This window comes from Belliella aquatica (genome assembly GCF_014637795.1).
GTDB lineage: Bacteria > Bacteroidota > Bacteroidia > Cytophagales > Cyclobacteriaceae > Belliella > Belliella aquatica.
Map to the genome: position 1 here is coordinate 323,193 of NZ_BMFD01000004.1, position 12,039 is coordinate 335,231.

Genomic DNA, 12,039 nt, shown 5'->3' on the forward strand with positions numbered 1-12,039 from the left:
TTATATTTTTGAAATAGAGGAAATAACGCATTTAGATCCCTTTAGCTAAATGTTTGGAATTCAAAAGCTGAGCGCTTACTTTTGTTAAAAAACTACGATGCGATTTTTAAGATAAACATCTTTATTTAATTAAACTTATATCCGACTATGCCAAAATGTGTTTGCATGAGTGCTAAATTAGAATGTTCCTTTGGTGCAGGACCTAAAGACATGGTAGTTCTTCCCATAGGTAGAACAATGAACGCTAAAACTAATCCTATAGCCACGCAAATGGATTTTGTTCCTTTTTTAAATATTCCTGCTTTTGGTCAGTGTAAGTCACCAGCTAATCCTATGAATTGGAAAATGGCTGGACCAGTGCCTGTATTTGTACCTTCTTCCTGTATACCTGTTCCTGTAATGCCTTGGAGCCCAGTTGCTAAAAAACTTAAAATTGGGGGTTTACCTGCTTTGTTGGAAACTAGTAAAACAATGTGTGTTTGGGCAGGATCGATTTCTGTTGCGAAACCAGGACTTACTAACGTTGAGGCAAAATAAGTTTATACACCGTTGAAAAGGTAAGTAATCCTTCTTAAGTAATCAAAGTGTTGAGCGCTTTTTGACAATAAGTAAATTTTTTGAGAAAAATTTCAATAGGAAATAAAATCTCAATGGGGACTATTTCAAAACTTTTGAGTTGGGTCCTAGCTCTTGTAAAGAAACTCTATTTTATACCAAAATGTGAAATACAATCACTTTAGAAATGATGAAGATAAGGGTTAGGCTAAATAAGTCTGAATAAATAACGGTATTTATAAAATTATAAAGTCGGGCTTTCAAATAGATTTTGGTAATGTATTTATTTTAAACAAAACTGACTTCACTACCAAGTTTAGGATGGTATGAAGGGTTATAGGTGATCAAGTTTTTGATCAATTCTTTCATGCATTTGTGATAGGTACCAAGGGAATTTACCTGTGAATGCTTCATTTAAAAGGAATTCAAAAATCAGCGCCATCCCGATACTAATATGTAGTTGTTGAATACTTATATTTGTTCATTAATTTTATTTGTTCACGTCTCGTGAACATGCTATATTTGTGAACATGAAAGAAAAAGAAATTTTAGATCATGCAATGCATACGTTCATTCCGCTTCTTCAAGGTAGTGGTCATTGGGAATGCCAAGAAAATAAAGAAATGGACGCGTACATAGATTTAGAAATTCCTCAGGGACATCTGAAGTTCAATGTGGAAGTGAAGCAGGAAGTAAGAGAGCATATCTTTAGAAGCCTTAAGGAATTAAATGATAAGTATCCCGATTTTCTTTTGGTTGCCTACCGGATTTATCCCAAATACAGGGATTTACTTAGGGAGATGCGTATTAACTATTTAGAGGCCAATGGAAATGCATTTATTCAAACCAAGGATCATTTCATTTTGATAGATAAGTTTCCAACACTCAAGGGTGCGGAAGTCGAGACTAACAGGGCTTTTACTAAGACAGGATTAAAAGTGTTTTTCAAATTGTTGATTGATGATCATAACCTTAATATTAATCAGCGAGAACTTGCGGATCAAGCTGGAGTAGCTTTGGGAAATATCCCTTTAGTCCTCAAGGGGCTAAAGACAGCCGGTTTATTGGTTAATAAAAATAAATTCAGTTATCAGTGGGTCAATAAAGAAAAGGCAATTATACAGTGGATCAATGGCTATAGGACAACTCTGAAAAATACATTGTACCAAGGAAGGTATAGGCTACCCAGGGATAAAGACTGGAAGAAAGTTGATCTGCCTACAGAAAAAACCAGATGGGGAGGAGAATCTGGAGCGGATTTATTGACGAATTATCTAAGGCCTGAAAAATTTATTTTATTCACAGATTTAAAAACAAATGATTTTATTAAGGGGACACGACTAATGCCAGATCCAACAGGTGAAGTTGAAGTTTTTGAAACCTTCTGGAAGTTAGGGAATGAAAAAGAAGGATGTGCTCCGCCATTACTGGTCTATGCAGATTTAATCATCAATGGAGATAAAAGAAGTCTTGAAATAGCCAAATTGATTGATGACAGATATCTCTAAGAGTTACAAAGAATTGGGTATTCCTTACTTTAAAGAAGTATTTGATTTGCTGGATGAAACATTCAAAGCAAGAGGAATTCCCTATTATCTAATAGGAGCCACAGCAATTGCATTGGAGCTTCTTAAAGATGGGATAAAACCTGCTCGAGGTACAAAGGATATTGATTTTGCTATCATGATTAGTTCTAAATCTGAATATGAAGACTTCATAAAAGATTTAGAAAAGAAAGGGTTTATAAAAGTGACTGCGCCTTGGACATTTCGCCACCCAGAGTTCGATATCGTAATTGATGTTATGCCTTTTGGTGAAATTGAAGAAAATTATACTGCTAATTTTGATCAACGTCAAACAGATCTTCATGTACTCGGATTAAAAGAAGTGATGTCTGAACCAATGCAAGTTTATGTTGAAGAGATAATGATAAACATACCTGCTCTACATGGAATAATTATATTGAAATTGATTGCATGGTCGGATAGGCCTGAGGAGAGAGAAAATGATCTCGGTGACATTCTTTTAATCATACCAAAATATTATATGTTGATGTGGAATCATATTTTGGATGATCACTTTGATTTGCTTGAAGACTTGAAGAGTGATGGAGAAAAAAGTCAACGCTTGATTGCTTCAAGAGTGTTAGGAAGAGAAGCAGCAATCATATTAAGAAAATCAGATCAAGTAAAAGAGAAGGTTTATGGGCTTCTGGAAGAAAACTTGTCAAAAGGTTTTGAATCTATTATTGCTAAAGATTGGGCAGTTAAATTAAATGAACCAATAGAATACACACTATCTCTAATGTATTCGTTTTTTAATGGGATCAAAGAGAGGATTTAATTTAACGATAAATTGAAGATTAGCATTCAACAAAGAGGATCATAAAATGGACCTCAAATGGTTTAAATAAACGTTTTTTGATTATTTTTTATCAGAGTTAAAGTTAAAATCTTACATTTTATAAATGTGATCTTTTGCGTTTTATACCTTCAATTAACTAAAATTTGAAGAAAATCAATAATGAAATGGAATGCTTAGGTAAGTCCTTTTTCTAAATAAAAGACCTGCCGATTGGATTACAGAATAAAGCATACTTTTGAAATCACCATTACTTTGACAAATGCTAAGGCTATGGAAACTGTCTCAAAACTTTTAGGTCATAGTTCACTCTAGGAGACTCAATATTATGCCAAAATACTGGACAAAAAGATTAATAAGGATATGTGATGAAGTTGAAAGGTAAGTTGGAGAAGCAGGAAAAAAGGTTATGATTTGTAAATGCATGTATTTTAAACAAAACTGACTTCACTACCAAGTTTAGGATGGTATGAAGGGTTATAGGTGATTAAGTTTTTTTTGACCAATTCTTTCATGCACCTGTGATAGGTGCCAAGGGACTTTACCTGTGAATGCTTCATGATTTTTCTACGTGAAATTCTGAAAAATTCACTTCCTCCATTTAAAAGGAATTCATGAATCAGCGCCAACCCGATACTAATATGGGATGTTTGGAAAGTATTGTCGTTTATTAAAGAATTGACTATTTGTGAAATCTTTTGATGGGTATGAATAATTTGTTCTTCTTTCATAATATCAATCAAATAAGGCCTGAACTTCTGCTGTGCGATAATAGTAAGTTCCTCCAATTTTCTTGGGCTTTAAAAGACCATTGATTCTCATGTTTTGAAGTGAACTTGCAGATACATTGAGCATTTTTCTCACTTCACCACTTTTCATCCATTCTTTGACAACTTTCTTTTTTGGAATGAAAAATACTTTTAAGTCTTCCAAGATTTGATGTCTTAACATTTCCAAATCTTCCTTTGTGATCAATTCAATTTTTGTCATCCTGTATTTATGAATTTGGAAGAACAATTTACTTTGTTGATTACATATTAATTCACCACTTTCCGACAAGTTGTTGAAAAATTTAAGGGACAGAAGGAGACCTATTCGATAAATAAAAGTGATACTTTTGAATTATTAACTTTTAAATTGGTTTTGGGTGATTTTTAATTTAGATCAATTTATGATTTAATAAATTAAAGCAAATGAGGTTTTGATCAGTAGAATTTTTTTGTTGAGTTTACAACAAGGACGCTTTATTTACAATTAATTTCAAAACACAGGAAAAGTGCCTCAAACTCAATCCTGTATCCTTTTCCCAACAATAAATATTGATATATTTGACAATGGGCAAAATGATATTTCAAGAAGTTTTATCCTTCGTGATGTATTTACTTCTGGCAGTTTTATGTTTACCAGTCTTTTTCATATTTCTATGGTTGACTGATAATTCTTCAACAATTTCAGAGATGTTTGTGTTACCTTATGTTTTGGTTGGCCTAGTAATTTTGTTATTGAATATTTATATAGGAAGGTGGCTACTTTTTGTTCTTAAATCTTTAAAATGATAAGAAAGGAATGATCCATAAAGTTGTGCCAGCAGTAATTGCTTCGTTGAATGAATACATTAGAAACGAGCTTAACCTTCAAGATGACATGGTGATCTTGACAAATCCTGTTGACATGAAAGGAAGCTTAAATACGCAAATAGATAATAAACTTTGTGTTTTTTTACAGCATTTGGAGGAAGAAAAGCTGATCAAAAATGGGGCGTATCAGGCTAATGCTGGAATGAACCCACCTATGCATTTTAATATTTATTTGATGTTTATTGCCAACTTCCCTGACCCCAACTATTTGGAGTCACTTCGTTTTGTATCAATCGTTTTGGAGTTTTTTCAAGGGAGTAGGGTATTCGATAGGAGTAATTTGCCATTGCTGTCAAATAATGTGGAGAAAATTGCCTTTGAATATGTAAATCTAGATTCAAAAGAGCTAAGTAATATTTGGGGAATGATAGGATTAAAATATATGCCCTCTCTGATTTATAAAATGAAATTGTTAAGCTTTACCAATAATCTCATTAGAGAAGAGGTTCCCTCAATTATTGGTCAGTCTAAAAAAAATATAATAAATAAAAAGTCTTTAGAGGATGCAGCCCGAGCAGCAATCAGTTTGAAAGATATCACATCTCAAAATGATACTAATTAGGATAAAATCAAATGGATATAAATCCCAATACATATCGTTACAAAAGTCAATATGAAGAGATTTTCTCTTGTGCATTTAGACATGAGTTCTATCCCGATCAGATATGTACAGACTTGATTATTGAGCCAAATTTCTCATCTAGACTTTTAATTAAGAACTATAAGCTTATATTCAAACCTTTCGTAGGCGGGTTCTCCCTTGCCGCGAATAAAGAAAATAGTTATAACAATGCTGTTTTTGGTGATTCCTTTGATCTTGATTTTGAATTTAGATTTAAAAGCCCTTATTTCTTCTCATTTACATCCCTAAATATCAATCCAGAAGTCAAATACTTTTTGAATGATGATTTTGAGACATTTATTCATTTTAGTGAAAACCTACAAGTGAGCGATAACAGTCTTGATAAGCCCGGTCTTGCGGGAATTCTAAGATTAAAACACACCAACGAGTTTGCTATTTTACCACGTCTAAAAGATGGTGTTTCTGATTATCAAATTAGAAATAAAGTGGTTCTTATGAAAACTAGATTGGTTAAGATAGTATTCATTTGCTATTCCTCTCTGGGTAATTTGGAACAGTTTGATGGATTGCAAATTAAAAATGAAGGAGAATTTAAAGGAAAGGTGTCTTTTGAAAACTTAGAGGTTGTAGAAACTACATCAGGCTTCCTTGCATATAAATTTATTTCTAAAGAATTGGTGCCTATGAAGTCTTTTTGGAATGGATATTTTGTTTTAGAAAGATCAAATCAACTAGGAACCTATAAAAAGAGCCTTCCGAATCCAAGACCTCAATCAATTAAGTTTGATGAGCATCACAATACTTATATATCAGAAAACTATGTTAAACTTTAAATTAAATCTATGGCAACTGTATTAGCAACCCCGGGCGTGTATATCGAAGAAAAAAGCGCCTTTGCCTCTTCAGTAGTACCAGTAGCTACGGCTATTCCTGTTTTTTTGGGATATACCCAAAAAGCAGCGAAGGGATCTAAATCCCTAAAAAATGTACCTACTAGAATTTCTTCTTTTGCTGAATTTGAACAATACTTTGGTGGAGCACCTAAAGTCAAATTCGAAATCAGTGCAGATGATACTAGTGTAACAGGTTACAAATTAGAGGTAGATCCATCTACCCGTTTCCTTTTGCATAGTGCAGTTAAATTCTTTTACTCAAATGGGGGAGGAAACTGTTATATCCTTTCTGTTGGGAATTATGAAGCTGGTATTCAAGCGAAAGACTTTAATGATGAGGCGACCGGTTCTGGGCTTCCTCAACTATTGAAGTATAATGAGCCTACCCTTCTAGTCATTCCTGAGGCAATTCTCCTTAGTAAAGATGAATGCTATTCGCTTCAACAGGCTATGCTTCTTCATTGCGGTTTCGCAACTAAAAACAGGTTTGCAATTCTGGATGTTTTTGATGGGAACAAAGAAAGATCTTATGATGATAAAGATGTTATCAATCAGTTTAGAGAAGGAGTGGGTTCAAATTTCTTACAATGGGGAGCAGCCTATTATCCTTTTGTTCAAACAACTATCGTTTCTTCCTCAGAAGTCAATTTTACTAATATCAACAATCGAACAGATTTGATTGAAATTCTTTCAAAAGATGTGAATGATGACTTGGAGAATGGAAAGATCAATGAAGCACGAGCAAATGCGATTAAAGATGAATTGGCGAAAATCGAAAATGCTTCTAGTAAAGAGGAAATAAGCTCAATTCAAGCAACGCTAAAAGTTGTAAGTCCAAAGCTAAATGCAGTATTAAGCGAAATTATTGAAAAGCTGAATTTGATGCCTGCTAGTTCAGGAATGGCTGGTATTTATGCGATGGTTGATAGCTCTATCAATGTAGCTAAAGCGCCAGCAAATCTATCTTTAGGCTCAGTGATCAGTCCTAGTGTCCAAATTACCAATACTACCCAAGAAGAATTAAACCTTCCATTGAATGGCAAAGCAATCAATGCTATCCGTTCTTTTCAGGGAAAAGGTGTATTGGTATGGGGAGCGAGAACATTGGATGGAAATAGTCAAGATTGGAGATACATTTCTGTAAGAAGAACAATGACGTTCCTTGAGCAAAGCATTAAAGCAGCTGCTGAAGGGTATGTATTTGAACCGAATAATTCTACAACTTGGTCTACTTTAAAAGCGACAGTAACAAATTTCCTACTGAATCAATGGCAATCAGGTATTCTTGCTGGACAAAGTCCGGAAGATTCTTTTTCAGTAGAGATTGGGCTTGGAACTACAATGACACCAAATGATATTCTAGATGGAATATTGAAAATGACCATTAAGGTAGCGATTGCAAGACCGGCTGAATTTATTGTCATTTCTTTTGAACAACAACAACAAAAATCATAATCAATTATCAACTAAAAATTAATAATTATGGCAGCACCAACCGCAGGAACAGGTGGAGAACAGGATCAGTTTTGGCCTTTACCTAAATTTTATTTCTCAGTGGATATCGGGGATCAGACCGATTTGCCTTTTCAAGAAGTTTCAGGGCTAGATATAGACACAGAGGTTATTGAGTATAGACATGGGAATAGTCCTGTGCATTCTACAATCAAGATGCCTGGCTTAATGAAATATGGAGATATTACGCTTAAAAAAGGCGTATTCACAACTGATAATAAGTTTTACGATTGGATTTCTAAAATCAGCTTAAATACTTACGAGAGGTTGACTGTTGTCATCCGATTGTTAGATGAGCAAGGTGAACCTAAAATGGTTTGGACACTTACCAATGCGTTTCCTAAGCAGATAACCCCAACTGATATGAACTCTCAAAGCAGCGAAGCAGCTATTGAAACAATCATATTTGCACATGAAGGTTTAAGAATTGAGGCAGCTTAAAGAGCTACAATTCTAAAGGCTGTCTATATATCTTCGTTGGTATTCTAACTAGCAAAGATTTTAGACGGCCTTTTTTAAATTAGATAAATTGATAAAATGGCAGACAAGCCGAAATACATAGATCCGCCTGTAGCTTATAACTTCGCCGTAGCATTTGGCTCAACCAAATATACTCCACTTGAAGATACTTACTTTAGTGAAATTTCTGGAATTGCTGCGGAGTTAGAAGTAGAAGAAAAAATGGAAGGAGGACTAAATGATTGGGTTTATCATCTTCCAAAAAAAGTAAAAAGAAGTAGAATAACGCTTAAAAGGGGTTTAGGTTCCATTAATTCTGAATTGATCAAATGGTGCTTTAAGAGCATTCAGTTTGAGAAGACGCAAATCAGTCCAAAGCAGATGATTATCTCCTTACTCGATAAAAACCCTAAAGAACCAAGAATGGTTTGGGCTTTCTATAATGTGATTCCAGTGAAATGGTCTATGGGAGATTTTAATGCAAAAGAGTCAACTGTTGCTATAGAATCTATTGAAATGGCTTTTTCAAGTATGGAAATTTTAAAATAGTAGGAATGGCAATTCATATTAAAGAATTAATTATTCGTGCGATTTGTAGTGATCAAAAAGATCAAAATGTAACTCAAGCTCCTTTAAAACAAAATAAAGAAGGGGCTGCTGAAAAACTAACTTATGCACAAAGAAAGCAAATTATTGATGATTGTACAGCTGAGGTGCTACATAGACTAAAAAGTATGAATGATTTATAATGAGTAAAGGTGCATCAAGACTAAAATTAAAAGCTTACGAAAAATTCGGAAATGGTACAGCCAGTTCACCATTAAGTGGTGGCCTGTATACATTACAAATGAACCCTGAACAAATTAATGTAGGTTTTGATCTTAATAAAACAGTTGAAGATGATGATGAACCTGCCTCAGCAGCAGGAATGCCCGTAAGTGATAAAAATAAAGTTTATAGCAGACAAAAAATCAGCCTTGAATTTATGGTTGACAATTCTGGTGCTATCCCCAATACTCCTGATGGACTTTCCTCGGAAAGTGCGGGAAAATCAATTAAAGATTCAATTGATTTATTAAAAAAAGTTACAATTAAACCTACTAGAGCCTCTCATAGACCCCCTTTCGTGGAGTTGGAATGGGGAACTCTCCACCTAATTGGAAAAATCAATGATTTTAGTGTAAAATATACACTATTCAATTCTGCGGGGGATCCTATTAGAGCAATTGTCAACTTGAGTTTAATAGAAGAAGTGGATGAAAAAGTTATCAGTAGGGAATTTCAAAGTCCAGATATCACCCGAATTATTACGGTTAAAGATGGTGATGTGCTCAGTTCTTTGTGTGAATCTTTTTACGATGATTCTAAGTATTATTTAAAAGTTGCTGCTTTCAACAACCTTCCTTCTTTTAGAAAATTAAAAATTGGATCTAAATTGGAGTTTCCTCCTTTAGAAAAATAGCCCCATATGTCTGGAAAATCACCAAATGATTCTTTACAATTACCGATTTCTTTTGAAATAAAGATAGGAGGTAAACCTTTGTCTAAAGAGTTGGTGGTTATGAAGATTTTTGTAAAATCTGAAGTGAATAAAATAGCCAGGGCTTCAATTTCAATTTTAGGGGGTAACTCTTACGAAAATGCATTTTTGGAAAGTGAAAATGTAGACTTTGAACCAGGTAAAGAAATTGAAATCGCTTTAGGTTATTCAGAAAAGAATACTCAAGTTTTTTCTGGAATTATAGTTAAACACAAATTAGATATCGGGCAGGGATACTTAAACTATGCGTCTCGAAGTTTGGTGGTTTTAGAGGCTGCTGATAAGGCCATTAAGCTAACAGTTGAAAAGTCATCAGAACTCTACGAAAAGAAAAAAGATAGTGATATCATCAATACTATCCTTTCAAGTGGAGGCATGCTGAAAAATGTAGAGGCTACGAAATTACAGCATGATTTTATTTCTCGATATGAAAGCACAGATTGGGAATTTATATTGAATAGAGCTAAAGCAAATGGAATGCTTGTTTTTAATGGTCTCAATAAAGTTATGATATCAACGCCCAAGGTTTCGGGGACAGAGAAAGCTGTATTGATTTATGGAAAGGATGCTTATAGTTTCCATGCTGAATTGAATGGATCAAGTCAATTTCAGCAACTTGAAGCCGTTAATTATGATGTTTTTAATGAATCTGAAGTTAAACAAAATGCCTCCGAACCTTCTCAATTAGATAAACCTGGCAGTATTGATGGTAAAAAATTAGGTAAAATAACTGCTCCAACTAGCTTGAAATGGCATGTGCCAGTCCCAATTCAATCACAAGAATTAAAATCTATCGCTGATGCGGTATTGATCAATGCAAGATTGAAAAGAATAGTTGGTGAAATAAGTTTTAGGGGGATGACGGATGTAACTTTAGGTGATCTGATGAAGTTTGAGGGATTTGGAAAGCTTTTTAATGGTTTGGTTTATGTAACAGGAGTGGAGCATAGAATTGAAAATGGAGAGTTTTTATCTCGAATTTCTTTTGGTTTGAAAGATGAATGGATGAATCAAATTCAATCTCCTACACCTTTTCTTGTAAAGTCTATTTCTGGTTTACATGTTGGAATAGTTAAAAAAATTGATGGTGATCCGGATAAAAAGAACAGAATCAAGGTGATGATTCCGAGTTTAAAGAACACAGGTGAAGGATTGTGGGCCATGCTAGGTCATGCGTATGCCGGAAATAGTTATGGCTCTTTTTTTATACCAGAACTTAATTCTGAGGTTATCATAGGTTTTTTAGGAGATGATCCAAGATTTCCTGTTGTTCTGGGTTCACTTTACAGCAAAATTAATAAAGCTAAAGAAACATTTACTAAAGAAAATAACATCAAATCAATTCTAACTAAAGGAGGAATAAGGGTGGAGTTTGATGATAAGGATAAGGCTTACAAGATATCAACACCCGGTAAAAATTCTATTCTTGTCTCTGATAAAAGTAAGGGGGTTGAAATTGAAGATCAAAATGGAAATATCATTCTGACTTCAAGTAAAGGCATTAGTATCACCTCAAAAAAGGATATTATTTTATCATCTTCGGGTAAAATTGAATTAAAGGGCAACAAAGGGGTATCGGTTTCTTCTTCTGCTGGGGATGTTCAAATCGAAGGGAAAAATCTAAGTGCTAAAGCCAAAGCCAAGGTTGAATTGAGCGGTAGTTCTGGAGCTGATATCAAATCTTCAGGAGTTGTGAATATTAAAGGTTCAATGATTAATGTAAACTGATGGATATGGAAAAACAGGGAGTTAGTTTATTCTCTTTTAATCATTTTGGTTTCATGAATACTCAGGGGATGGATGTAGCCACAATCCTTATTTTTTCATACAATAGGGGAATAAATGGTTTTTCTTTGACTTTATCTATTTCAGGGAATGCTGTCCAATGCTTGATTTTGGCCATGAATTCATTTTTCATATACTCAATAGCACTCAAAAAGACCTAAAAATGAATATGCTTAAAGACGAATTATCAATAAGTAAAGATCATTTTGGAGGTTAAGCGATAAAAATGGTTTCTAATAATGTTATGATGAAAATAAGAAGAGATGGCAGAAGAAAAGAGTTTTTTAGGTAGAGGTTGGGGATTTCCAGTTACTTTTAATAGTGAGCTTGGAAAGGTTAATATGGTGAGCGATGCTTTGGATATCAAACAAAGTTTGGAGATCTATTTGAATACAAAGAGGGGAGAAAGGCTTCTTCGATTAAATTATGGAACTGTCCTGCAAGATCATGTTTATGATATGGCGGGGACGGATAACTTAAATTACCTCTGTGAAAGGCTGAAAAATGATCTCAGAATTTATGAACCAAGAATAATGGTACATCATGTGGATGTTGATGATGATAGAATCAATGAAGGCTTAGTTCACTTTAAAGTAGAATATGAAATACAAGCGTCAAATGTACGTGACAATATAGTTTATCCTTTTTACATCCTTGAAGGTACCAACATACCTGAATAATAATTTGAATCATCAAGTAAACTTTGTTCGAGAT

General features: G+C 34.0%; 15 protein-coding genes. 12 read left to right on the forward strand and 3 right to left on the reverse strand.

What is annotated here, in order from left to right:
* The first annotated feature begins 165 nt into the window (after positions 1 to 165).
* From IEV57_RS08070 to IEV57_RS08080, 3 genes are all read left to right on the forward strand, one after another.
* Positions 166 to 537 (forward strand): DUF4280 domain-containing protein, encoded by a 372-nt coding sequence (locus IEV57_RS08070; protein ID WP_229744269.1) that lies wholly within the window; start codon positions 166 to 168, stop codon positions 535 to 537.
* 548 nt (positions 538 to 1,085) lie between these two features.
* A complete protein-coding gene (locus tag IEV57_RS08075) occupies positions 1,086 to 2,063 on the forward strand; it encodes a type IV toxin-antitoxin system AbiEi family antitoxin (protein ID WP_188441480.1) in 978 nt (325 codons plus the stop codon).
* Positions 2,047 to 2,898: a nucleotidyl transferase AbiEii/AbiGii toxin family protein gene (locus IEV57_RS08080; protein WP_188441627.1), complete on the forward strand. Its 852-nt coding sequence runs from the start codon at positions 2,047 to 2,049 to the stop codon at positions 2,896 to 2,898. Before IEV57_RS08075 ends, IEV57_RS08080 begins: the two co-directional genes overlap by 17 nt.
* Positions 2,899 to 3,347: 449 nt before the next feature.
* Here IEV57_RS08080 and IEV57_RS08085 read toward each other — a convergent pair whose 3' ends face one another.
* Positions 3,348 to 3,647, reverse strand: coding sequence for a hypothetical protein (locus IEV57_RS08085; protein ID WP_188441482.1), 300 nt, complete (start codon positions 3,645 to 3,647; stop codon positions 3,348 to 3,350).
* A gap of 4 nt (positions 3,648 to 3,651) precedes the next feature.
* Positions 3,652 to 3,906 (reverse strand): helix-turn-helix domain-containing protein, encoded by a 255-nt coding sequence (locus IEV57_RS08090; protein WP_188441485.1) that lies wholly within the window; start codon positions 3,904 to 3,906, stop codon positions 3,652 to 3,654.
* 576 nt (positions 3,907 to 4,482) lie between these two features.
* Between IEV57_RS08090 and IEV57_RS08095 the strand changes: the two genes are divergently transcribed.
* The 8 genes from IEV57_RS08095 to IEV57_RS08130 all read left to right on the forward strand — a co-directional run bounded on the left by IEV57_RS08095 (position 4,483) and on the right by IEV57_RS08130 (position 11,268).
* Positions 4,483 to 5,115 (forward strand): Pvc16 family protein, encoded by a 633-nt coding sequence (locus tag IEV57_RS08095; RefSeq protein WP_188441487.1) that lies wholly within the window; start codon positions 4,483 to 4,485, stop codon positions 5,113 to 5,115.
* Positions 5,116 to 5,126: 11 nt separating this feature from the next.
* On the forward strand, positions 5,127 to 5,969 hold the full coding sequence (locus tag IEV57_RS08100) for a hypothetical protein (protein WP_188441489.1): 843 nt from the start codon (positions 5,127 to 5,129) through the stop codon (positions 5,967 to 5,969).
* Positions 5,970 to 5,978: 9 nt separating this feature from the next.
* Positions 5,979 to 7,484: a phage tail sheath family protein gene (locus tag IEV57_RS08105; RefSeq protein ID WP_188441492.1), complete on the forward strand. Its 1,506-nt coding sequence runs from the start codon at positions 5,979 to 5,981 to the stop codon at positions 7,482 to 7,484.
* 27 nt (positions 7,485 to 7,511) lie between these two features.
* Positions 7,512 to 7,982: a phage tail protein gene (locus tag IEV57_RS08110; protein ID WP_188441494.1), complete on the forward strand. Its 471-nt coding sequence runs from the start codon at positions 7,512 to 7,514 to the stop codon at positions 7,980 to 7,982.
* A 96-nt stretch (positions 7,983 to 8,078) separates the two neighbouring features.
* Positions 8,079 to 8,549, forward strand: a complete 471-nt coding sequence (locus IEV57_RS08115) for a phage tail protein (protein ID WP_188441496.1) — start codon at positions 8,079 to 8,081, stop codon at positions 8,547 to 8,549.
* 5 nt (positions 8,550 to 8,554) lie between these two features.
* Entirely contained in the window at positions 8,555 to 8,749 is a 195-nt protein-coding gene (locus tag IEV57_RS08120; RefSeq protein WP_188441498.1) for a DUF5908 family protein, read from the forward strand.
* Complete coding sequence (locus tag IEV57_RS08125; RefSeq protein WP_188441500.1) at positions 8,749 to 9,462, forward strand: CIS tube protein; 714 nt, start codon at positions 8,749 to 8,751, stop codon at positions 9,460 to 9,462. Before IEV57_RS08120 ends, IEV57_RS08125 begins: the two co-directional genes overlap by 1 nt.
* Positions 9,463 to 9,468: 6 nt before the next feature.
* On the forward strand, positions 9,469 to 11,268 hold the full coding sequence (locus tag IEV57_RS08130; RefSeq protein ID WP_188441502.1) for a phage baseplate assembly protein V: 1,800 nt from the start codon (positions 9,469 to 9,471) through the stop codon (positions 11,266 to 11,268).
* 61 nt (positions 11,269 to 11,329) lie between these two features.
* Here the strand turns inward: IEV57_RS08130 and IEV57_RS19460 are convergent, their stop codons facing one another.
* Positions 11,330 to 11,458 carry a hypothetical protein gene (locus IEV57_RS19460; RefSeq protein WP_262891042.1) on the reverse strand — a complete coding sequence of 43 codons (129 nt, stop codon included), beginning with the start codon at positions 11,456 to 11,458 and terminating at the stop codon, positions 11,330 to 11,332.
* A 130-nt stretch (positions 11,459 to 11,588) separates the two neighbouring features.
* On the opposite strand from IEV57_RS19460, the gene IEV57_RS08135 reads away from it, so the two are divergent.
* Entirely contained in the window at positions 11,589 to 12,005 is a 417-nt protein-coding gene (locus IEV57_RS08135; protein ID WP_188441504.1) for a GPW/gp25 family protein, read from the forward strand.
* Positions 12,006 to 12,039: the final 34 nt, after the last annotated feature.